We start from the raw sequence: 23,352 nt of genomic DNA, 5'->3' as shown, positions 1-23,352 counted from the left end.
TGGTCTGACCTCTATTAAGGAATTAGCAATGACACTCATATTTACACTCGGTTTAATCGCACTGCTCAGCATTGCGCTTTACCACAGAGCGAGTTGGAACACAGCACTTGGTGTTTCTGCCGCAACATTATTAATTGGTACCTTTGCTGGTGCTTTTGGTTTAATTAGCTGGGTGATCTTTTTAATCATCGCAGTGCCTCTTTCTGTTACTGGCATTCGTCAGCAATATATTATCAAGCCTATTTTCAAGGTCTTCAAAAAAGTTACACCGAGCATGTCTGACACCGAAAAGTCAGCTATTGATGCCGGTACAACTTGGTGGGAAGCTGATTTATTTTGTGGTAACCCAGATTGGAAAAAGCTTCACCAGTATCCAGTTCCAAAACTTACTATTGAAGAGCAGGCATTTATCGACGGCCCTGTTGAAGTTGTATGTAGTATGCTGGACGATTGGGAAGCTACGCATGAGCTAACTGATTTACCTCAGGATGTATGGCAATATCTAAAAGATAACAAATTCTTTGCCATGATCATTAAAAAGGAATACGGCGGCTTAGAATTCTCTGCATTTGCACAATCGTGTGTACTGCAAAAACTAACCAGTAAATCAACATTGCTTTCGTCAATTGTTGGTGTACCTAACTCGTTAGGCCCGGGTGAGTTATTACAGCACTACGGTACTGAAGATCAAAAAAATCATTACTTACCGCGTTTAGCAAGCGGTCAAGAAATTCCATGTTTTGCTCTTACTTCGCCAGAGGCAGGTTCTGATGCAAGCTCAATTCCAGACTATGGTGTAGTATGTAAAGGGCAATGGAATGGCGAAGAAGTAGTCGGTGTAAGCCTTACATGGAACAAGCGTTACATTACACTTGCACCTGTAGCTACGGTTCTTGGTCTAGCATTTAAATTACAAGATCCAGATGGATTATTAAGTGACGTTAAAGAGCCTGGTATTACCTGTGCACTTATCCCAACAGATACCCCTGGGGTAGAAATTGGTCGTCGTCACTTTCCGCTTAATGTGCCGTTCCAAAATGGCCCTACTCGCGGTAAAGATATTTTTGTACCACTTGATTACATTATTGGTGGCCCAGAAATGGCTGGTCAAGGCTGGCGTATGCTCGTTGAATGTTTATCGGTTGGTCGTGCAATTACGTTGCCGTCAAATTCAGCCGGTGGCATTAAAATGATTGCTGTAGCAACCGGTGCTTACAGCCGTATTCGTCGTCAATTCCGCTTACCAATTGGTAAAATGGAAGGGGTTGAAGAGTCAATGGCGAAACTTGCCGGTTATGCTTACAGCTCAGACGCTGCAGTAAGTATGTCTACTGGCGCGGTTGATTTAGGCGAAAAACCATCTGTTATTTCGGCTATTATTAAATACCACCTTACCGAGCAAATGCGCGATGCCACCATTCATGCAATGGATGTGCTAGGCGGTAAAGGGATCATGCTTGGGCCAAATAACTATTTAGGTCGTGGCTATCAAGGTGCACCTATTGCCATTACCGTTGAAGGTGCAAACATCTTGACCCGTAATATGATTATTTATGGTCAAGGTGCTATTCGTTGTCATCCATTTGTACTTACCGAGCTAGGTGCGTGTGAAATTGAAGACCGCGAAGAAGCGCTTAACGTATTTGATAAAGCGCTAATGGGCCACATTGGCTTTACCATGTCTAACCTAGTGCGCACTAAGTGGCTTGCACTTACTGGCGCTCGCTTTACTAGCGTACCGTACAAAGACGAAACGGCAGAGTTTTATCGTATGGCTTCACGCTTTAGTGCATCACTTGCACTTATGTCTGATATTAGTATGGCAGTATTTGGTGGTTCACTTAAACGTAAAGAACGTATTTCAGCACGCTTAGGTGACTTATTAAGCTACCTTTACTTAGTGTCTGCAACGCTTAAACGTTATAACGACGAAGGCCGTAAAAAAGAAGATTTTGCACTGGTTCAGTGGAGCTGTCAGGATCACCTTTACCACTGTCAACGTGCGCTTGCTGATTTAATCAACAATATGCCATCTGCACCACTTCGTGGCGTATTAAAAGTATTGTTATTCCCGTTTGGTCGCCCGGTTCGTAAACCTACCGACAAACTTGAGCATAAGCTAGCGCAATTACTGCAAGTGCCTAGCGAAACGCGTAATCGTTTAGCAAGTTATGTATACCTTACAAACGAGCCGCTTAACCTTGTAGGTCGTCAAGAGCAAACGCTTAAAGATGTGCTAGAGGTAGAGCCTTTATTTGAACGCGTATGTAAAGAGAAAGGCGTTAAATTGCCATTCTTCCAACTTGATAAAGTGGCGCAAATGGGCTTAGAAGCCGGCATTTTAAGCCAAGCTGAAGCTGATAAGTTAGCAGCTGTTGAACAAGCTCGCTTAGACGTTATTAACGTTGACGACTTTGACCCTGCAGATTTACTTGCCGGCAAAGCAGCGCGTAATAGCAAAGCTAAATCTAAAAAGGCAGATGCCGCTTAACTAGTTTAGTAAAGCTAGCAGCAACCCTGTTGAAATTAGCCAAACCAGCGCATAATGCGCTGGTTTTTTTTGTGCAAGGTAAACCTGTAATACACACCACATATTTCCAATGACAAATAATACAATATGAGTGTAACCAAAAATAACGCTATAACTTATTGTGGCTAATAAAAACAGCAATATGCTAGGTAAAAACTGGCTAATATAAAAGGCGCGTTCTTGCTCGCATGTTTTAAAAAACAATCGATACTGCTCATACACCCTACCGCAATCAAATTGCAATGAACTACTAAAGAGTACAATAAAAGCCATGGCTAATATCACAAGTATAGGTACTAAATCAGCACGTTCGTTTATTAGCGCAGCTGATGCCATGAATACACATAAAAGTAACGACACGCGCCAAACAAGTGTCCAACAATGGTTTAATAAATAACAAAACCAAAAGCCCAATAATGAACTTACTGCAATACGCCCGTTAACATTAACCACGGGGACAAAAAGGCTCAGCGCAAACGATAAAGAAAAGCCCATATGATAAGTGAGCGGCTGCATATGAATAGGAACCAGCACTAATATCGTGCTAAACAAAAAGCCATATACCAGTGCGCTGGTTTTGTATAAACACAAAACGCCCAAGCTAAACTGCAGCAACATAAATACAATAAAATGCGGTACTTTAACCCATTGTGATAGCGTTAAATCTAGCGCAATTAATACACTGGCTATAAGCCATGCATTACTGAGCGTTAATAGTTTAATATCGACTAAATATAACCAAACTGATCGTGCAATAGTTTGCTGAAATAACCGCTGCTTACTATTTTTAATTGCTGACTTCATTGCGCTGAGCATCACACTTTGTAGTAACAAATAAAATAAAGCCATTTGTGCACCGTATTGGGGTGCTGCGCTGCTGTCTATAATTTTTCCAAGGCCTAAAAAAAGTAGCAATATCAAACCCAACACTGACGAGCCTAACACCACTAAAAATAACAACCCAAAGCTTTTTAGTTGTAACAATAATTGCGTGAGTTCAGTTTTGTAAGCCTGATAACGATAATCCATAAAAGAGCGATATTGCCCGATTGATTGTTTTAAATTTGCAATCATAACGGTATACACTCAAAGCCACGCTCAATAAATGGCGCTGGTTCATGGCAGGTGATGACTATTTGCCCATTTGGCTTATCTATTAGATATTCATCAAGCAGTACTAATAAATACTGAATACTGGCTTGATCAAGTGCTGCGCTGGGTTCGTCTAGAAGTAAATAAGGTGCATCACGCATAAGCGCTAAAATTAACTGGCATTTCTTTTGATTACCTGACGACAGCGCATCAAAACGAGTATTTAAAAATTCATTGAAATTAAACCCATCTATTATTGTCGTTGGCCAATCACAACCCAGCGTATTCACGGACAAGTTAATAATTTGCTTTGCCGTAAGAAAGTCAGGTAAAGCAATACAGTCTGAGGCTATAGCAACTTGTTTATGCGGTTCGGTTAATGCTTTTTTAGAAAATAAAATCTGCCCACTTTGGCGCGTTTCGAGCTCTGCCAACATCATCAACAGCGTTGTTTTACCTTGGCCATTAGGCGCTTCAATGCATATTTTAGGTGCACAAAACTGCACACTATAACCACTGTACAATACGTTTTCAGCAAACTGTTTATGTAACCCAATGACTTCTATCATAAATACTCCCTGATTTTGAAAGTGAATTATAACTGGTTTTCTATTTTCGTGGGCTACATGGTTTGTAACACTTTATTGCAGTTCGAATAGGCTAATTACTTGCGTTTAAAAAACCTTCGGTTAACACTAAAAGTCCATAATTATAATCCAAGGAATGTATCTATGAAAAAAGCCCTCAAATTTGCCTGTATTACCTGTGCAGTATCAATTGCATTAACAGGTTGCAGTCAATCTAATAATTCAGCCTCTACCCCTGTGGCAACTGAGCAAACACGACAAGTAAAAACCTATAACGCTAAAACCTTTTTTGATACAACATCTATCATGGGCAGTAGCTTTTCCCCGACTAGCGATAAAGTTCTAGTTAGTAGCGATGAAAGCGGTATTTACAGCTTGTATGAAGTTGACGTAAAAACAGGTAGCAAAACGCGCCTAACCAATTTTGAAGACAGCACCTACCCTATTCGCTATTTCCCAAATGATGAGCGTGTACTATTTACCAAGGACTCAGGCGGTAATGAGCGCTACCATGTTTATGTGCGTGAAGTTGATGGTTCAATCAAAGATTTAACCCCAGGGGAAGAAACCCGCGCGAGTTTTGCAGGCTTTACTAAAGATGGCAGTCAGTTTTTTATTACCAGTAATCAACGCGATGCCAAGTTTATGGACTTGTATCGCGTAGATAGCAAAACCTATAAAGTCACGCCCGTTTATCAAAACACACAAGGACTAGATGTGGGCGCAATTAGCCCCGATGGACGCTACATTGCGCTGTCTAAAAATAATACCAATAAAGACAGCGATACGTTTATTCTTGATACCTATAAGAAAACCCTCAAGCCGCAATTAATTTCAAAACACGATACACCAGCACAATATACGCCTGAGACCTTCTCTGTAGACAGCAAATATTTATACTACTCAACAGACGCTAAAGGAGAGTTTTCAGAGGTGTGGCAATATGAGCTCGCCACAGGCAAGCACAGTCCAGCATTAAAAGATGATTGGGACGTTAGCTTTATTGATTTTTCTAAATCTGGGCGATACCAAGTAAGCGGTGTAAATGCTGATGCCAGCACAAAGGTCACAGTAAAAGACACGCAAACAGGGGATGAAATTGCCATGCCTAAATTACCTGCGGGAAATCTACGTGGTGTGAATTTCTCAAGCGATGAGAAAACCATGGCGTTTTATTTAAATTCAGATACCTCACCAAGCAACTTATTTGTTTGGCAAGTTGGCAGTAATGAAGCCAAGCAACTTACCAACACATTAAGTGAAGATATAGATCAAAACGACTTAGTAGAGAGCACCATTGTGCGCTTTAAAAGTTTTGATGGTTTAGAAATACCGGGCGTATTATACAAACCAAAACAAGCCAGCAGCACCAATAAAGTACCTGCACTTATTTGGGTGCATGGCGGCCCAGGTGGGCAAAGCCGAACTGGTTATAGCGCAATGCAGCAACATTTAGTTAATCATGGCTATGCTATTTTTGCCGTCAATAACCGCGGTAGCTCAGGCTATGGTAAAACATTTTTCCATTTAGACGATAAAAAACATGGCACCGATGATCTACAAGATATTATCTACGGTAAAAAACACTTACAAAGCCTAGATTGGGTCGATGCAGATAAAATCGGCATCATGGGTGGTAGCTACGGCGGTTTTATGACCGCAGCCGCGCTTGCCTTTAAACCGGAAGAGTTCAAAGTAGGTATCAATATTTTTGGTGTGACTAACTGGGTACGCACACTGAACTCAATTCCACCATGGTGGGAAAGCTTTAAAAAGGCGCTTTACGATGAAATGGGCGATCCTGCCACCGATGGTGAACGTCACCGTGCTATTTCACCGCTGTTTCATGCCGATAACATCACTAAGCCTTTAATGGTGATACAAGGTGCTAATGATCCACGCGTATTACAAGTTGAAAGCGATGAGTTGGTTGCTGCGGTTAAAGCTAATGGTGTGCCAGTAGAATATGTATTATTTGATGATGAAGGACACGGTTTTAGCAAAAAAGAAAACCGTATCAGCGCCTCAAACGCCTACCTCAACTTTTTAGATACTTACTTAAAAGAGTTATTTGGCCCACAAGGATAATTGGAAGCCAATTTATATTAAAGCCTGCTGCGTTTTCATGTACGCAGGCTTTTTATTACTTTTTTATTGCTTGGTTAATCTGGGTTCCAGTAAAGCGAACGCCAAACCAAATACAGCAGCCAAAATACCTAAAAACTCAAACCAACTATTGCCTGCATGTGGTATTGTTCGCGAGAGTTCATTTACGTTATAAAGTCGTTTACCTCCCTCGACTTCTTCAACAAATGATTCACCGATGTATTCATCCATTAACTTAAAACTGGGTACCCTTCTGGCCAGCATTTCACGAGTTTTTTCCTCTCTTTTCTCTCGGTTTGAATCAATAATATAATTGCTCCAATGAGTATATATATTTAGAGGTTCATCATTTTTGATCACACCCAGTGATTTATATTCGTAAAAGCGCTCATTGAACAGATAATTTTTATGTCCTGCATAAAATAATGCACAGCCAAAAGAAATCAGAAACATAGCGAGGTATATAATTTTACGCTGTGCGACTGAGCTCTTTACTGCTTTACTTTTAAACCACAGCTCTAAATCGGGTATTTGCATGAGTCTTGTTTTGTCATGGCTGTAGGTAAGGGGCTTCATAAACTCATCAATTGAAAGGTCTAATGCTATCAATAAAGCTCTAAATATTTCATTCGAGGGAATTGATTTATCGTTTTCAAGTTTTGATATATATACCTACTTGCTGGGCAAATTCAGGTTGGCTCAATTTTTTATTATTTCTTAGCTGCTTTAATTGCTGACCTAATGTACTCATCTTAATGCTTCCTTTTTTAAAGTGAGATTAGATTCTTGGTAATTCATGCAGAGATAAGAAGCTGAATATTGAAGAATAGACAAGAATATTAGCAGGTTAGTATATAAGAGTCGAGCTGATAGCTGATAAAAATGATGTTTGGATTTATTAATAAGTAAATTATTTATTGCTTGTTATTGAGGAAATAACAAGTGGCGGAGTGGACGGGACTCGAACCCGCGACCCCCGGCGTGACAGGCCGGTATTCTAACCAACTGAACTACCACTCCGCAGAGATATCTTTTTACTTGTCATTACTTAATTTGTTGGCGGAGTGGACGGGACTCGAACCCGCGACCCCCGGCGTGACAGGCCGGTATTCTAACCAACTGAACTACCACTCCAGCATACAAATTTTGTAATATAACAGTGTTTAAATAGTTGGCGGAGTGGACGGGACTCGAACCCGCGACCCCCGGCGTGACAGGCCGGTATTCTAACCAACTGAACTACCACTCCAGCGCGTATTTAAACTGTTATTTTTTCTTATTGGCGGAGTGGACGGGACTCGAACCCGCGACCCCCGGCGTGACAGGCCGGTATTCTAACCAACTGAACTACCACTCCATAATAAGAATATGTTTTACAACCATATGTTGTGTAAGTGTTGGCGGAGTGGACGGGACTCGAACCCGCGACCCCCGGCGTGACAGGCCGGTATTCTAACCAACTGAACTACCACTCCAGCTTTTACTTACAAATTGTCGAAAATTGGCGGAGTGGACGGGACTCGAACCCGCGACCCCCGGCGTGACAGGCCGGTATTCTAACCAACTGAACTACCACTCCGCATTTTCGTTGCTGTCTGAGTCTCCCCTGACAGCGGCGTGAATAATACGAACCAGCCCCTACTTCGTCAAGGGCTTTTTTGTTTTTTTACAGGTTTTTTAGTCATCTGACATCGAAAGGTTTAAAATTTCACCTGTTTTGTCATTTTTTGAGCCATTTTCTGCATCAGTTGTTTTTTGCTGTTCTGATTTTTTTGCCTCGGTTGCTTTCTTTTTCTTTAAAAAAGCAAAATTCAATTTAAGTTTTATTGGTTTATTCTGCACAAAAACACGAATACATAACCAACCAATAAATAATATGGCCAAATTCCCACCAATAATTAAACTTACCATTACACCGGTTGCCATTACTTTTGGTTTTATAACAGGCTCTGGAATATTTTCTTCCTTAATGAGGCTCGCTTTTGGAATTTCAGGAATAACTTCTATCGGTCTTTCTATTTCAAATAAATAGGTTGGCAACGTAGCCATAAACTCTCTGTCATTTACTGTTGAGCCAAACACAGAAATTTCAATGTTGTAACGTCCCCATCCGTAATCTTGTAAAGCCAGTTCTCTTACTGCGGTGTTATTAGTGTCTAAGTAAAATACTTGCTCTTCATTATTGGGATAATAAATTTTCCCTTGCATGATCACGGTTTCAGGCTTTAATAACTTTTCATCAATATTTATAGTAATACGGTGATCGTCCCCCTCATCGGTTGCTTCAACTGAGGTAAAACTAAAAGGCGGCTCATGCACAACTATCGTGTCTTGAACAACTCGTCGCTCAAGGACATCGGTGGTAATATAAAGTTCTGGCCGCCACTCGCCTGGAGTAAAATTTAAAGTAAACTCACCCGTAAACACACCGTCTTTTGCACTTTCATCAAATCCGTAGCCATCGTCTTTAAATTCAGTAACTTGCTGTATGCCCGCTCCAAAATTTTCAAAATTTTCATTATTAGTACTCACAAAACTCACATTGAGCGATACCGCATCTTTGAAAAGATTAGCGCGAATGGGCTCGCCATCATTTAAAATCTCACCGGTTACCTTTACAGTTTCACCCTGAAAAAGAATCTTAGGGAGTGGATCAACCTTAAGCGATAGCTCACCAATTACAACAATACGGCTCTGTGGCATTATTTGGCCAATAACTTGCCATGGCCCAGGCATAGGGTTGCGAATAACCACTAGATCGTAATTTAATTCGTCGTACCAATCTAGGCTGGTGTTTCTTACCGCATTGGTTGCAAAGTACTTAGCGCCATCGGGTCTAACTAAAATAACGGCAGGCGAGCCAGGACGTCTAAAAAATATTAATTTTATTTCATCAATTTTGTCATCTATACGAAAACGGTTATCCAGTAACGGGATTTCATTTTGTTTACCGCTGCCTTTTAACTCTTCAACTTGCTTTACGCTGTGTGCATCGGGGTGGAAACACACGGCAATTAAAAGCAGTGAAACTACTAATAGCGTTTTCATAATAATGCCCTATTCAGCGCGCCATAAACAATGGCCGCCCTCCTTTTGTACAATGTCTAAACGCGTTTGATGTGCGCTTTGCTCTGCTTCGCTTGCTGCTATAACTACCAAAGGCGCCCTGTCGCTACTTAGGCGTCTAATACCGCCTTTTTGATCTTCACTTGAGTCATCTTTGTTTTGATTTAGGTTTAGCTTTACTTGTCCACCGGTCATTGCCAGGTAAACATCGGCTAAAATTTCAGAATCCAGTAAGGCGCCATGTAACGTCCGCTTAGTGTTATCAACATCGTAGCGACGGCAAAGCGCATCCAGGTTGTTCTTTTGTCCTGGATGCAAGTCACGCGCCATTTTAAGGGTATCAAGCACGCCACAAAAATCATGGGTGTTTTGATAACCTTGATTTAATAACGCAAATTCATTATCCATATGGCCAATATCGAACGGCGCGTTATGAATAACGAGTTCTGCGTCTTTAATATAGTCAAAAAACTCTTGGGCAATGTCTCTAAAAAGCGGTTTGTCACGTAAAAATTCGTTGGTAATACCGTGAACGTCGATTGCTTCTTCTTCAATGCTGCGTTGTGGATTTATGTAAACGTGAAAATTATTGCCGGTTAACCGGCGATTCATTAGCTCCACACAGCCAATCTCAATGATTCGATGCCCTTGTTTAGGGTCGATGCCGGTGGTTTCTGTATCTAAAACTATTTGTCTGCGTGCCATATCGAATTAAGCCTGACTCTGGTATCTTTCTATAATCACTTTATTGTACATAATATCAAGGTAAAACAGTGCAAAAAACCGTAGAGATTTACACCGATGGTTCGTGTTTAGGTAATCCAGGCCCCGGTGGTTATGGTATTTTTATGATTTATGAAGCCCACGAAAAAAAATTAAGTCAAGGTTACAAACTCACAACAAACAACCGCATGGAAATGCTAGCTGCCATTGTTGCGCTAGAATCACTTAATCGTTCATGTCCTGTTACCCTGACTACCGATAGCCAATACGTAAAACAAGGCATTGAGTCGTGGATCACCAATTGGAAAAAACGCGGTTGGCAAACCTCTGCTAAAAAGCCGGTTAAAAATGTCGACTTATGGAAACGTCTCGATAAAGCCTGCGCCGAGCACGATGTTACTTGGAAATGGGTAAAAGGTCACAGTGGCCATAAATATAATGAAATTGTTGACGACCTTGCCCGTGATGCGGCCAGCGGCAACAACTTAATTGATGATGAAGGTTACCAACCGTAACCCTCTACATCATGCTATTTTTTATTTTGCTGATAATGTTGCTTTGAGGTCTGCCTAAGCCCTACCCCTTTTATTGGCGCAAATTGTGGCCGTGCATGCCACTTAGGTTTTATTGGCGTAAGTGGCGCAACACGCTTTCGTGCCACCAGCAAATATACACTGCCCATAGGTTTTAAATATTGCTTGGTAAAGCTGCGCCAAAACGCAAACCGCGACAACCGGTTACCGCGTGCCAACGATGAATAAATAAAGCGCTCATCGGCCACAATTTCAAACCCAAGCAAATTAAGCCAGTCTTTAACGCGTGCAGGGGTAAAAAAGCGCCCTGTCCACGGTAATTTTTGACCACTAAATGGCAGTAATTGCGCTAACCCACAAAAGCTAAAAGGATTAAAACCGGTAATGGCAATATAACCGCCGGGAATAAGCGTACGATGAGCCTCACGTAATATATGATGCGGATCTGAGTGATACTCTAAACAATGGCTCATAATGCACGCATCTATACTGTGCTCATAAAAAGGCAGTTCGTCTATGTCAGCCACCACTCCGGTATAAGGGCCTGGCTCTGCAACGCATACTTGATGCTTAATGGAACTTTTGCTGGTATCTAACTCGCCACTTAAATTACCCAATTTAAGCATATGATAGCCAAACATACGTGGTAACCACGGCGACAATTTGCGTTCTATATCACAACGTAAATAATCACCATGCGGAAACTGTTGCCATGACAACGGTTTGGGGCCTTCTTGAAAACTAAGGGCTGGTTTCATTATATAAGCTCGTTATAATATTAATTAAATACCACTTTATAGAGCAACGATACATGGTGCAAGTCAAAGCAATTAAAGCCTTTTCTGATAACTACATTTGGTGCTTAACCACCGAGCATAATAATCAAGCGTGGGTGGTTGACCCTGGCCAATCTGCGCCGGTCACTGAGCATTTAGCACAGTATAATTTAACCCTAGGCGGTATTTTAATAACGCATCATCATTATGATCACACTGATGGCGTTGCCCAATTAGTAAAACAGTATCCAAACGTTGAGGTTTACGGCCCAAGTAACAGTCCATTTAAAGGAATAACAGAGCCTTTAAATGAAGACCAAACGATTACCGTTTTAGGCACCTCATTTAATATTATCACCACGCCTGGCCACACACTCGATCATATTTGTTATGTTAATGATGCACTTGCCTTTACTGGCGACACCCTATTTAGTGGTGGTTGTGGGCGCTTATTTGAAGGCAGCCCAGAGCAAATGTGGCATTCATTTAATAAGTTGCGAGCACTGCCAAGTGATTGCAAAGTGTATTGCACCCACGAATACACCCAAGCAAACTTGGCCTTTGCAAAAGCGGTTGAGCCGCGAAACCCCGAATTACTCGCTTACAGCCAGCAAGTAGATGAATTGCGAAAAAATGATGAAATAAGCTTGCCAAGCACCATAGGCCAAGAGCTAAAAATTAACCCTTTTATGCGTAGCAACTTACCCAATATTACAGAGTCATTACCAAAAGAGTATTGTTTAGTTACAAAAAACAATGAACCTTGGGAAAACTTTGCTAGTCTTAGAAAGTTCAAAGATCATTTTTAAGCTAGTAACAACAATAATAAAACGATTAGTTAATAAACAACAAGTTAACATTTTCTAATCATATTTGTTTGGAACTTTTAACGGTCATAAGTGGCAATGTTGACTCATTATGGGTAGTATTCGCCGAGTTTTTTACCCTATGTATTGGTATTTATGAATAAATCTCCTCTTTTATTGGTCTTAGTGATGACGCTAAGCGGTTGTCAAACACTGACAACGTTAAACACAGATTCACAAAATCAGGCACTAGACCAGCTTGAAGGCGCAAGCCCAAACGATATTAGCACGGCGCTGATGATGAACGCGCAATATCAACAAGTGAACGATATCGAAGAGGAAGCCCCTGTGTTTGACGATGTTTGGGAGCGTATTCGTTACCAATTATCTATCGATATTCCCCAAAATCGCCCAGTGGTCGCTGAGCGTAACTATTATGCGCGCCATCAAGCATACTTAGATCGTATTTCTAAACGTGCTGAGCCGTATTTGCACTTTATTGTTGAAGAAATTGAAAAGCGTGAAATGCCAATCGAAATTGCACTTTTACCTATAGTAGAAAGTGCTTTTGACCCTTATGGCTACTCGCATCGCACCGCATCGGGTATTTGGCAATTTATGCCAGCAACCGGCGAGCGTTTTGATTTAAAACAAAACTGGTGGTATGACGGCCGTCGCGACATTGTGCAATCAACTCGCGCAGCGCTTGATTATCTCTCATACTTACACAAAACCCTTGAGGGTGACTGGCTGAACGCAATTGCAGCTTATAACTCAGGTGAAGGCCGCTTACTGCGTGCGATTAAAAAGAATCGTAAAAAGCATTTACCTACCGATTTTTGGTCACTTGATTTACCTCGTGAAACCACTGCCTACGTGCCTAAATTATTAGCATTAGCCGATTTATTAAAGCGCGCTGATGATTTTAATGTGTCATGGAAGCCTATCATTAACGCGCAAGTGGTTGAAGTGGTCAATATTGAGTCACAAATTGATTTAGCGCTGGCAGCCGACATGGCCGACATGACCCTTACCGAGCTATACAGACTAAACCCTGGATTTAACCGCTGGGCAACAGACCCTGATGGTCCACACTTTTTATTAATACCCACCGATAAAGTAGAGCAATTTACAGAAAAATTGGCTGCAACTGACATTAAAAATCGTCTTCGCTGGCAACAATACAAAGTTAAAAAAGGTGATAGCCTGTCGGTAATTGCCAGTAAATTTACCACTAGCACCAATGCAATAAAGTCATTAAATAAGCTTAATTCAAACGTCATTCGTGTTGGCCAACAAATTTTAGTGCCGCTAACAGATGGTAAAATTAACAGTGAACATTTACCTCAGCAAGTACGCGCGGCCGCTAATAAAAGTTTGCGTACTAAGCTCTCACACACGGTAAAAAGTGGCGACACATTGTGGGACATAAGCCGCGAATACGATGTCACTATGGGTGAATTAGCTAAGTGGAATAAGCTGAAGAAAAATGCAGTACTGCGTTTAAATCAAAAATTGGTTGTTTATAAATCAGCAAATCAGCCTAAAGAGTCAGCGAATAACACTAATCGCACTATTACTTATAAAGTGCGTCGGGGTGATTCATTAGCGCGTATAGCCTCTAAGTTTAATTTAACCGTGAGCGATATAATTAAATGGAATGACTTGGCTGGGCAAAAATACTTACAGCCAGGCCAAAAGCTTAAACTCAAGGTTGATGTGAGAAGTAGCTAATAAACATAACCAATAAATAAAAAAAGAGCGCATGCGCTCTTTTTTTATTTGGCTTAGCTTACAATGCCCAAAGGCTGTGCGGTTTGCCATGCCCCGCGAGTAAAATCGGGAATATCTATTGAGCGGCTACGCTCACTCACAGACTGGGCTGATAACGGCGAAATAACCGACCATGCCGCCCCGTCATAAACGTCTTGATCTAGCGGTTCACCATTTCTTAAGCAGTAAATCATCCGCCAAAACATTAAAAAGTCCATGCCACCGTGACCACCATTGCGCTGCGCCTCTTCACCCATTTTTGTCCATAAGGGATGGTCGTACTGCTCATACCATGCGCTCATATCATAATCCCACTCATGAAAACTTTTTGAGCCACCAGTTTCAAGGGCAATACGATTAGGGAAACCTGCAAACACGCCATTCGTGCCTTGTATTAAGTTATGTCGTGAGTACGGCCGAGGGGTTGTCGTATCGTGCTGCACCATAATACTGCGCCCTTTGAGAGTTTTAATCAGCGTCGTGTTCATGTCACCAGCAATATAATTGAGCTGGTTACGGGGGTGATCGGAAGCAAACTCACGTTGCGCATAGGCGCTTCGGCCAAGTGAAGGTGAGCTCATTGAGGTTAAAAAATCGAACCGATCGCCACGATTTATATTCATGTATTGCGATACCGGCCCTAATCCATGCGTAGGATATAAATTACCGTCACGTCTTGCATGCCACTGCGTTCGCCATGAGCCTGTTTTGTGCTCAAGCTCTTTCATTTGCCAGCGCAGTTCATGAATATACGCCGCTTCGCCATGTAACAGCTCCCCAAATACACCTTGGCGTACCATGTTTAATACCATTAACTCGTCGCGGCCGTAGTTAACATTTTCCATCATCATGCAGTTTTTTTGCGTACGCTCTGCGGTATCGACAATTTGCCACATTTCATCAACAGTCAGTGCCAGAGGCACTTCAACAAAAGCATGTTTTGCGCTGTTCATGGTATCGATAGCCATTGGCGCATGCCATGCCCATGGTGTTGAAATAATCACAATATCAATGTCTTGTCGTTCGAGCATTTGTTGATAAGCGCGCTCACTGCCACTATACAATGCAGGCTTTGCCACTCCCGTATCAACTAAATAATTAGCGGCACGTTCTAAAACCTCTGTATGAGTATCGCAAATAGCCACTATTTGAGTGCCTTCAATGTGGCTCATACGCTTTACATGGCCATACCCGCGCTGACCCACACCAATAAACCCTACTCTCACCACATCCATTTTAGGTGCGACCAAATCGATAACGGAGCTCCCTTGTTGCATAGGCGCGCTAGTATGAACACTGCCACTAGATGCACAGCCACTAACCACACCAGCAGCGGCAGCTACACTGGCTGCCTTTAAAAAATCCCGACGATTAAATTGCTTCATTACTTATCCCTTTTGTTATTATTTTTAACTTACCTAATGGCGGTTAATGGGTAAAGGGCCAAAGAGGTAAGCTGCATAAAAATAGGTTTAAAAGGGATAAAAATTCGCATTGTGTTATTGTTTGGGGTTATAGTCGAAAAAAATATTATTTCCTAACTTATTATGTCTTATATAAAAACCATCACATTTTTTTTAGTTATTGTACTAACGGGTTGCTCAGAGTCTGCAACCCCCACTTCCTCGCTCGAAAACAGTCCGGGCGTTAGTTTAAATAATATAAAACAGCATATTAAAACCCTTGCCTCTGATGACTTTGAAGGTCGCGGTCCATTAACATTGGGTGAAGTAAAAACCGTTGGCTATTTGAGTGAACAATACAAAGCCATAGGGTTAACTGGTGCCTATAACGGTGATTTTTTACATCCGGTTAAAATGGCCATGATCACCGCAGATCAAAACATGCAATTGACCATGGGTGATTTAAGCTTTAAAGCGGGTAAAGACTTTACTGCTCGTACTAAACAATTACAGCCTGTTATTGATGTTCGCAATTCTGATGTGGTCTTTGTCGGTTATGGTATAAATGCCCCTGAATATAACTGGAACGACTACGCCAATATTGATGTAACTGGTAAAACCGTTATTGTGCTGGTAAACGATCCGGGCTTTGCCACTCAAGACGATACGTTATTTACTGGTAATGCCATGACTTATTATGGTCGTTGGACTTATAAATATGAAGAAGCCGCGCGCCAAGGCGCTAAAGCGGTATTTATTGTTCACGAAACAGCTCCTGCCGCATACCCTTGGGGGGTAGTTGAAAGCTCAAATACCGGCACTAAATACAGTCTAATGGATAACAACCTCAATGCATCTGAATTGCCCGTTATGGGCTGGCTAACACTCGATGCCACCGAGCAAATATTTGCATCAGCACACTTAAATTACCAACAATTAAAACAACAAGCACTTAGTGAGCAATTTCAAGCTAAAGCGTTGAATTTAAAAGCAACCCTTGCATTTAAAAACGAAGTGTCACATGCAAAATCACATAATGTGGTCGCAAAAATCACAGGCAGTGAAAGCCCAGATGAATACATCGTTATTAGTGCCCATTGGGATCACTTTGGCACTAAACAAACTGATAGCGGTCCTAAAATTTATAATGGCGCCGTTGATAACGCATCAGGCACCGCGGCCACCCTTGAGATTGCTCGTATAATGCAAAAAATGCATCAGCAAACACCGTTTAAACGCTCGATTATTTTTGCCAACTTCACCGCCGAAGAAACCGGTTTAATTGGTTCAGCCCAGTTTGCCTCTGGTGACGTGATCCCAACAAAGAATATGGTTGCCCTACTAAATATTGATGGGATGAACGTACTCGATAGCACCGACTATATTTTACAGTACGGTAAAGACCTCTCGACTATGGAACACTATTTAGCTAAAGCCGCAAACGCGCAAGGACGTCAAGTTAAACTGGATCCTCGTGCGCAAAATGGCTTATTTTTTAGATCGGATCATTTTTCACTCGCCAAACAAGGTGTGCCAAGCTTACTGTTTATGAGCCTAGGTGATACCGATCCTGACTACATCAGTCATAAATACCATAAAGAAGCTGACGATTACTCAGCTGATTGGTCATTAGGTGGGGTAAAACAAGATATAGAACTGATTGTTGATATAGCCTCACAACTGGCGAATAACGGTGATTGGCCAAAATGGACAAGCGAGTCTGACTTTAAAACTAAACGCACCGCTGACAAACAATAAATACAATTAAACATTACTATTTAAAATCCTCCTACTCGGAGGATTTTAGTTTTACCCGTGCCTGTGTAAGCAATGTTTCAGCTTTTGCCCCTAAATACACATATATCGCTAAAGCAATTAAAAGTCCCACCACTGCAAGCATCATCGCTATAGCTGGCATTAAATACTCTGATTGCCCTAATGCGGCTTTAAACATAGTGAGTAGTGCTTCAATTGATATAGCAATTAACACGGTAGAGATAAACCGGGTAATGGTTCGTCGTGTTGATGAGTGTCTAAAAATATCTTTATGCATGAGGATTTCTTCCTCAAGAATTGTTTTGCCAAGATCAAAAACAGCCAATGCTAACGTGATATAAATGATGATGCTAAAGGGTTCTAGGGGATCGGACGAACTATTTACGTGAGTTATTAATTCATAGATGTCGATAAATACGATGTTGAGTAAAAAAAGCACCAAACTAAATAAGCACGCCACAATAATTCCATAACCTGCTTTAAAATAAGGTGACATAGTCGCACGAGCGGTATCACCCATCACAAACTCAATAAGCTGCGTTAAACTTACATCAACAACTAAATAATGTTGATTATTGATAGGTTTGTTTAATTCTTTAATCGCAGATATACATAAATGGTTGGTCGCAATAGAAATATAAGGCGCAGTAAAACAAATAGCATTACAGGCTTTTACATTTAAAAAATAAGGCCGCTCACTTAAATCCTGATTATTGCCTCTCTGTGCCAATTTTTTATTGTAGGCACGTTTAAAGCAAACGTTATTGCCCTGTTGTGAGCCCTTCTCGTCCAAACAGTATTGTAATTCTAAAAAAGGATAATGCTTTGTTAAATAGCGCATATCACGATTATTAGCGATGCCGTCATCTATACTCATTAAAATTGATTCTAATAAGCTATGTATTATCTGCTCATATTCGTTATAGCGCTCAACACTACTTATATAACTCATTCTCGCCATAGTTAGGCTCCTTAAATACCCTAATCAACAGCTAAGCAAGTTTAAAACCAAAAATTAAAGAACTTAAAAATCAATAACTTAATTTAAATTCATTGACGCCATTGCACTATTTTAGTGACAACTGCACACACTATTTCTCGCCACGCACAAAAAAGCAGCTGAGTATTTACTACTTAGCTGCTTTTTATGTCTCGTTTATAAATTACATAAACGCTTTCATCCGTAATATAATTACTGAATTTTTGCGAACTCTTCTTTTGAAAGCTCACCGTTGCTATCAACATCTAAATCATCAAATAATTGAGCTAGTTGTGAGTTAGCTTGTGCTTCAGACTGGCTAATGACGCCGTCGCCATCAGTATCGAAAGAATCAAAGTCAACCGCAGCAAAAGACGCTGAAGATGAAGCAAGTGCAATTAAAGCGAGTGTTTTAGTAAATGTTTTCATAATTAATCCTTAGGCTAAATGCCTTAATTAAAATGGTAAGAAGTCCTTTTCAAAGATCCTTAAGGGAAACTAATACGCTGAAAATTCGTCTTTAGAAAGTTCACCATTACCATCTACATCTAGCTCTGCAAACTGCTCCATAAGCTCAGCAGCAACCGATGCCTCTGCTTGGCTGATGGTGCCACTGCCATCTACATCAAGCGTTTCAAAGTCTGTGCTTGCAAATACTGCAGATGAAGAAGCAAGCGCCATTAATACCAGTGTTGATTGTAACTTTTTCATAATATAATCCTTCAAAGTGTGCAATGTTCGTCAAATAAAAAATAATTGGCTCAAAACTATCAACCTCATATCCTTGCGATTCTTTGTCATAAGCTCCCTTGCCTATTTAGGTTGTCTTGGGCAACTCAGAATCAGTAGTAGTATTGAGCACTAAAGCTGGTTACGCCTTAGAAAACTCTGCTTTAGATAACTCACCGTTTTGGTCAGTATCAAGCTCAGTAAACTGGCTCATAAGTGAGGCGTCAACTGATGCTTCAGCTTGGCTAATAGCGCCGTTGCCATCCACATCGAGTGTGTCAAAATCGGTTGCTGCAAAAGCCGCTGATGAAGAAGCTAAAGCCATTAATACCAGTGTTGATTTAAGTGTTTTCATAATGTAATTCCTTCATTAGGTTGTGTGATGAAGCGATGTGCTTTATCACGTTTTTTGCTAAATACAGCTTAGGTATTACAACTTCGATGCCATGTTTTTAAAGTTATTTAAAAACATGCAGTTAGAATGATTTTGAAGCATTTTAATAAAAATAAACCATGATTTTGTTGCTTTTTAGCAACAACCACTGAGGCTGAAATAAATAAACATTTAAAATCAATAAGTTAAATTATAATAAAAAGAGACATGGGAATGAAAAAACCGGAAAAATCATGTTTAGAGCAGTTATGAGAATAAACCGACTCTGAACACATCCGACATACTTACTTTAACGGTATAAAATAATACGCATAACGCATTGAAATATAATAACTAAAATAATTTTTCTATTATTTTTTATAAAAACTTTTGAAGAACGATTTAAAAACTATCGTTTTGTTGCCAAATGGCGAATTGGGATGAAAACAAGCTGTAATAGAGGAGAGTCGCTAGCAATGTGTTGCTCTAAAAAACAATAAACTAGTCGCTCATACTCATAAGGGCTATGAGCGTGAGCAATGTGTTTTAAACAGCCTGCTTTATTTCCAACCTTGCAACCATTTTTGTTGATCTTTTAAATCGCGCCACTGGATTGGGTATTGGTTTTTTGACATTACCGCCTCAGTGATACATTCAATGACGTTGCCGTCTTCATCAAACTCAACCTCAACAATAATAAAATGTTTATCCTTATTAATTGCTGGGATCGCTGTCCATTTACTATTAAGCAGTTTTTTAGGATTTAATTTATTCATACTACGCCTTCTAAGTTTTCTGCTTGAACATACGCATCAGAGCCATTTTTAGTTTTATTAATCTGATATTCAAGACACTACTAACGTGCCTTTATACATTTGCATTTGGCAATGAAAAGCATATTCACCCACTTTAAGTGCCGGCAGCTCAACAGTGTTATTTTCACCCATAGCGAGCGTTTTACTGATATCGAGTGAAGGAAACACCACCGTTTCGGCGCATGGGGCGCTGTCTTGTCGATTAAACGTCAGCGTTATTTTTTTATCAGCAGCCACTTTAATATGGGCAGGATAATAAACGCCGTTATTAACCACTATCGTTATTTTGTTATTATTACTCTGCACTTGCTTAGGTTTGTATAGCCAAAACCAGTATATAATAACCGCAATTAACAACGCACCGAGTATATTGATCATCAACATAATGCTACTCCTATTTATAAAATTACGATTTACTGGGTTTAAAAAAGCGCAGGCGATTGGCGTTTGTGACCACAGTTAGTGATGACAACGCCATAGCAGCACCTGCAACAACCGGGTTGAGTAATATACCAAAGAATGGATATAACAGCCCCGCAGCAATTGGAATACCTGCCACATTGTAAATAAATGCACCAAATAAATTTTGCTTAATATTGACTATAGTGGCGCTACTAACCGCAATGGCATCGCCAAGACTCTGTAATGAACCACGCATTAAGGTGATATCAGCGCTTTCTATCGCCACATCGGTGCCAGTGCCAATAGCAAACCCAACATCGGCCTGTGCCAGTGCCGGCGCATCGTTTATACCATCACCCGTCATACCGACTATTTCACCTTTAGCTTGGCGTTTAGTTACTTCACTGGCTTTGTCATCAGGCATTACTTGGGCAATAAAGTCCTTAATACCGACTTTGTTAGCGACGGCTTTAGCGGTAGCTTGGTTATCACCGGTCAGCATAACAACATGGATACCTTTTTTTTGTAGACGTTTAATGGCCTCTGCTGAATCGTCTTTTATCGGATCGGCTACCGCTATAATGGCTTGTAGTTGGGTATCAATAGCAAAATACATTGGCGTTTTAGCGGCGCTGGCTAATTGCTCAGCTTGCTCTTTTGCCTCTGCAATACTGATATTATGTTGGCTCATAAGCGCTTCATTGCCAAACAATAAAGTTTGTCCATCAAATGTGCCTGTAACACCTTTCCCCGTCACAGCGTTAAAATCGCTGACTTTTTCAATCGTGATATCTTCATTTTCAGTATAACTTACAATAGCTTGTGCTAAAGGATGCTCAGAGCCGCTTTCAAGACTAGCAGCAAGCTTAAGGACGTGTACTTTATCGCTATCATTAAAATTAATGATATCGGTAACGGTGGGTTTACCTTCTGTGATCGTGCCGGTTTTATCTAAAATCATGGTGGTTATTTTAGAGGTAGTTTGCAGCGCTTCTCCATTACGGATAAGTATTCCCGATTCAGCGGCTTTACCTATCCCAACCATAATTGACATAGGGGTTGCTAAACCCAGCGCACACGGACAGGCAATGATAAGCACCGTAGTCACGGCCACTACCGCATAAGCAATGCTCGGCTCGGGACCAAAATTAAGCCAAGCAAGGCCCGCGAGCACTGCAATAATCATTACCGTAGGAACAAATACGCCGGATATTACATCGGCTAAATGCCCTATGGAGGGTTTAGAATTTTGTGCTCGTTTAACCATATTAATAATACTGGCAAGTGTGGTTTCACTGCCAATATGGGTGGCTTTAAATAGCAACGTGCCACTTTTATTAATGCTGCCTGCAACAATGGTATCGCCCTCAATTTTGTTCACTGGCATAGGCTCACCCGTGAGCATTGACTCATCCACTGAGCTGCGACCTTCAATGACTTCACCATCCACAGGGATTTTTTCACCGGGGCGTACACGCACAGTCTCGTTTTTTAGTACCTCACTAATAGCTATATCTTGCTCTTCGTTATCACGCACTACCCGAGCGGTTTTTGGCTGCAAACCGATTAAGCGTTTTATCGCATCAGAAGTACGACCGCGGGCTTTTACCTCAAAGGCAAGGCCTAGGTTAATTAAACCGATGATCATCGCTGAGGCTTCAAAATAAACATGCCTAGCCACCTCGGGTAACACGCTTGGCGCAATGACTACCACCATAGAATACAACCACGCGGTACCTGTGCCCAACGCAATCAGTGTATCCATATTGGCGGTGTGGTTTTTAAATGACTGCCATGCGCCGTTGTAAAACTGTTTACCCGCAATGGCCATAACCACTAAAGTGACTATACCAACAATAAACCAGCCAATGCGCTGCGCGTTGGTGGTGACACTCATATCAAAAATAAGCCCATACAACATAAGCGGAGCGCCAACGCCTAGCGCCAATACCATATTACGCATTAGCTTTTTATAATGTGCGTTATCGGCTTTGGCTTTTTCATCTAGCGCGTCTTGCTCCGACTCGCTATTCATTGGCTTAGCCTTGTAACCAATATTTTCGACTGCTTCAATCAGCTCTGCTGATGGCACATTGCCTTCAACTTGCACACTGCGATCAGCAAAGTTCATTTCAACACGCTGCGCACCTGATACGCTTTTTAGCGCTTTTTCTATTTTTGCGACGCAGCTGCCGCAATTGGCACCTTCAATTATAAAATTTTGCACTGTGTCTTTATTGTTGCTCATTTTGCTTCCTCGGAACTCACTTGTTCGTTAAGGGGATCTACAAAGGTCTCAATTAAACTACATATATCAGCACTTGCGGCACCATCGCTTGAGTTTTCCCACTGTTTTACCGCTGCTTGCATACGCGTTCTTAGTTTGAGTGTTTCTTGAAATAGCCGCTCTGTTTCTTCAAGTCGCTTTGCTATTAATTGTCGTGTCAGTGGACACGGACAATTCCCTTGCTCCGACTGAGCAACTATTTGCTGAATATCTTTAATAGAAAAACCGAGTTGCCGTGCACTAATAATAAACTTTAAACGCTGTTGATCGGCAGCGGTATACACTTGATAGCCATTGTTTTGGCTACGAATGGGTTTAAGTAGCTTTATACGCGTGTAGTGCCGCACTGTATCTTGGGTCACTCCCATGATTTTAGCTAGCTGTTTAACATACATAACTCACTCCATCGGGTTTTAATAGTGACATAATAAACCTATGTGTAACACACAGGTCAACCGCTATTTTAAAACTCAGGGAATGCGTTATCGGCACATTAAATAAGTGATTACGTTTGCTTAAAGAAGAGGAAGAATACAGCAGTCACAAAATAGTGACTGCTAGAAAATGTAGACGTTATTTTGCTACGACTTAGGTTA

At 41.1% G+C, this 23,352-nt stretch carries 21 protein-coding genes and 6 tRNA genes; 6 read left to right on the top strand and 21 right to left on the bottom strand.

Going from position 1 to position 23,352, the window contains the following annotated elements; genetic code table 11:
- Positions 1–28: 28 nt before the first annotated feature.
- Positions 29–2,491: an acyl-CoA dehydrogenase FadE gene (fadE, locus tag PISS_RS05485; protein WP_058154398.1), complete on the top strand. Its 2,463-nt coding sequence runs from the start codon at positions 29–31 to the stop codon at positions 2,489–2,491.
- Here fadE and PISS_RS05480 read toward each other — a convergent pair whose 3' ends face one another.
- Together PISS_RS05480 and PISS_RS05475 are read right to left on the bottom strand one after the other, a co-directional pair.
- Positions 2,492–3,604 (bottom strand): DUF6136 family protein, encoded by a 1,113-nt coding sequence (locus PISS_RS05480; protein ID WP_058154397.1) that lies wholly within the window; start codon positions 3,602–3,604, stop codon positions 2,492–2,494. It lies immediately after the preceding gene.
- Positions 3,601–4,191 carry an ABC transporter ATP-binding protein gene (locus PISS_RS05475; RefSeq protein ID WP_013464562.1) on the bottom strand — a complete coding sequence of 197 codons (591 nt, stop codon included), beginning with the start codon at positions 4,189–4,191 and terminating at the stop codon, positions 3,601–3,603. Before PISS_RS05475 ends, PISS_RS05480 begins: the two co-directional genes overlap by 4 nt.
- A 162-nt stretch (positions 4,192–4,353) precedes the next feature.
- Here PISS_RS05475 and PISS_RS05470 point away from each other — a divergent pair, with 162 nt between their 5' ends.
- Complete coding sequence (locus PISS_RS05470) at positions 4,354–6,297, top strand: S9 family peptidase (RefSeq protein WP_058154396.1); 1,944 nt, start codon at positions 4,354–4,356, stop codon at positions 6,295–6,297.
- Between the two features lie 63 nt (positions 6,298–6,360).
- Here the strand turns inward: PISS_RS05470 and PISS_RS05465 are convergent, their stop codons facing one another.
- The 9 genes from PISS_RS05465 to dnaQ form a co-directional block, all read right to left on the bottom strand.
- On the bottom strand, positions 6,361–6,924 hold the full coding sequence (locus tag PISS_RS05465; RefSeq protein ID WP_232311339.1) for a transcriptional regulator: 564 nt from the start codon (positions 6,922–6,924) through the stop codon (positions 6,361–6,363).
- A 334-nt stretch (positions 6,925–7,258) separates the two neighbouring features.
- Positions 7,259–7,335 (bottom strand) — tRNA-Asp (locus tag PISS_RS05460).
- Between the two features lie 37 nt (positions 7,336–7,372).
- Positions 7,373–7,449, bottom strand: a tRNA-Asp gene (locus PISS_RS05455).
- Positions 7,450–7,487: 38 nt separating this feature from the next.
- Positions 7,488–7,564, bottom strand: a tRNA-Asp gene (locus PISS_RS05450).
- A 31-nt stretch (positions 7,565–7,595) separates the two neighbouring features.
- Positions 7,596–7,672: transfer RNA gene (locus PISS_RS05445), tRNA-Asp, on the bottom strand.
- 41 nt (positions 7,673–7,713) lie between these two features.
- Positions 7,714–7,790, bottom strand: a tRNA-Asp gene (locus tag PISS_RS05440).
- A gap of 27 nt (positions 7,791–7,817) precedes the next feature.
- Positions 7,818–7,894, bottom strand: a tRNA-Asp gene (locus PISS_RS05435).
- A 98-nt stretch (positions 7,895–7,992) separates the two neighbouring features.
- Positions 7,993–9,363 carry a TIGR03503 family protein gene (locus tag PISS_RS05430; RefSeq protein WP_058154395.1) on the bottom strand — a complete coding sequence of 457 codons (1,371 nt, stop codon included), beginning with the start codon at positions 9,361–9,363 and terminating at the stop codon, positions 7,993–7,995.
- A 9-nt stretch (positions 9,364–9,372) separates the two neighbouring features.
- Complete coding sequence (gene dnaQ, locus PISS_RS05425; RefSeq protein WP_058154394.1) at positions 9,373–10,086, bottom strand: DNA polymerase III subunit epsilon; 714 nt, start codon at positions 10,084–10,086, stop codon at positions 9,373–9,375.
- A 68-nt stretch (positions 10,087–10,154) separates the two neighbouring features.
- Here dnaQ and rnhA point away from each other — a divergent pair, with 68 nt between their 5' ends.
- Positions 10,155–10,619 carry a ribonuclease HI gene (gene rnhA / locus PISS_RS05420; RefSeq protein WP_013464557.1) on the top strand — a complete coding sequence of 155 codons (465 nt, stop codon included), beginning with the start codon at positions 10,155–10,157 and terminating at the stop codon, positions 10,617–10,619.
- Between the two features lie 14 nt (positions 10,620–10,633).
- Here rnhA and PISS_RS05415 read toward each other — a convergent pair whose 3' ends face one another.
- On the bottom strand, positions 10,634–11,395 hold the full coding sequence (locus PISS_RS05415) for a class I SAM-dependent methyltransferase (RefSeq protein WP_008465729.1): 762 nt from the start codon (positions 11,393–11,395) through the stop codon (positions 10,634–10,636).
- Between the two features lie 53 nt (positions 11,396–11,448).
- On the opposite strand from PISS_RS05415, the gene gloB reads away from it, so the two are divergent.
- The gene (gloB, locus tag PISS_RS05410; protein WP_058154393.1) at positions 11,449–12,222 is read left to right on the top strand and encodes a hydroxyacylglutathione hydrolase; all 774 of its coding nucleotides are present in this window, start codon (positions 11,449–11,451) and stop codon (positions 12,220–12,222) included.
- 153 nt (positions 12,223–12,375) lie between these two features.
- Positions 12,376–13,953, top strand: coding sequence for a lytic transglycosylase (locus tag PISS_RS05405; protein ID WP_058154392.1), 1,578 nt, complete (start codon positions 12,376–12,378; stop codon positions 13,951–13,953).
- Between the two features lie 53 nt (positions 13,954–14,006).
- Here PISS_RS05405 and PISS_RS05400 read toward each other — a convergent pair whose 3' ends face one another.
- Entirely contained in the window at positions 14,007–15,377 is a 1,371-nt protein-coding gene (locus PISS_RS05400; RefSeq protein WP_058154391.1) for a Gfo/Idh/MocA family protein, read from the bottom strand.
- Positions 15,378–15,539: 162 nt separating this feature from the next.
- Here PISS_RS05400 and PISS_RS05395 point away from each other — a divergent pair, with 162 nt between their 5' ends.
- Entirely contained in the window at positions 15,540–17,153 is a 1,614-nt protein-coding gene (locus PISS_RS05395) for a M28 family metallopeptidase (RefSeq protein ID WP_058154390.1), read from the top strand.
- Positions 17,154–17,184: 31 nt separating this feature from the next.
- Here the strand turns inward: PISS_RS05395 and PISS_RS05390 are convergent, their stop codons facing one another.
- From PISS_RS05390 to PISS_RS05355, 8 genes are all read right to left on the bottom strand, one after another.
- On the bottom strand, positions 17,185–18,132 hold the full coding sequence (locus tag PISS_RS05390; RefSeq protein ID WP_016899465.1) for an EAL-associated domain-containing protein: 948 nt from the start codon (positions 18,130–18,132) through the stop codon (positions 17,185–17,187).
- A gap of 231 nt (positions 18,133–18,363) precedes the next feature.
- Positions 18,364–18,579 carry an EF-hand domain-containing protein gene (locus tag PISS_RS05385; RefSeq protein ID WP_058154389.1) on the bottom strand — a complete coding sequence of 72 codons (216 nt, stop codon included), beginning with the start codon at positions 18,577–18,579 and terminating at the stop codon, positions 18,364–18,366.
- Positions 18,580–18,648: 69 nt separating this feature from the next.
- On the bottom strand, positions 18,649–18,861 hold the full coding sequence (locus PISS_RS05380; protein ID WP_008467121.1) for an EF-hand domain-containing protein: 213 nt from the start codon (positions 18,859–18,861) through the stop codon (positions 18,649–18,651).
- 160 nt (positions 18,862–19,021) lie between these two features.
- Positions 19,022–19,234: an EF-hand domain-containing protein gene (locus tag PISS_RS05375; RefSeq protein WP_008467122.1), complete on the bottom strand. Its 213-nt coding sequence runs from the start codon at positions 19,232–19,234 to the stop codon at positions 19,022–19,024.
- Between the two features lie 578 nt (positions 19,235–19,812).
- Positions 19,813–20,028 (bottom strand): TIGR02450 family Trp-rich protein, encoded by a 216-nt coding sequence (locus PISS_RS05370; RefSeq protein WP_016899463.1) that lies wholly within the window; start codon positions 20,026–20,028, stop codon positions 19,813–19,815.
- A 69-nt stretch (positions 20,029–20,097) separates the two neighbouring features.
- Entirely contained in the window at positions 20,098–20,451 is a 354-nt protein-coding gene (locus tag PISS_RS05365) for a cupredoxin domain-containing protein (protein ID WP_058154388.1), read from the bottom strand.
- A 22-nt stretch (positions 20,452–20,473) separates the two neighbouring features.
- The gene (locus PISS_RS05360; RefSeq protein ID WP_058154387.1) at positions 20,474–22,717 is read right to left on the bottom strand and encodes a heavy metal translocating P-type ATPase; all 2,244 of its coding nucleotides are present in this window, start codon (positions 22,715–22,717) and stop codon (positions 20,474–20,476) included.
- Positions 22,714–23,151 (bottom strand): MerR family transcriptional regulator, encoded by a 438-nt coding sequence (locus tag PISS_RS05355; protein WP_058154386.1) that lies wholly within the window; start codon positions 23,149–23,151, stop codon positions 22,714–22,716. The genes PISS_RS05360 and PISS_RS05355 overlap by 4 nt, the downstream gene beginning before the upstream one ends.
- Positions 23,152–23,352 lie beyond the last annotated feature (201 nt).

Origin of the sequence: Pseudoalteromonas issachenkonii, assembly GCF_002310795.1 — a bacterium.
Taxonomy (GTDB): domain Bacteria; phylum Pseudomonadota; class Gammaproteobacteria; order Enterobacterales; family Alteromonadaceae; genus Pseudoalteromonas; species Pseudoalteromonas tetraodonis.
Note: the sequence above shows the minus strand (reverse complement) of the source record. Positions and strands in the feature narration are given on the sequence as shown.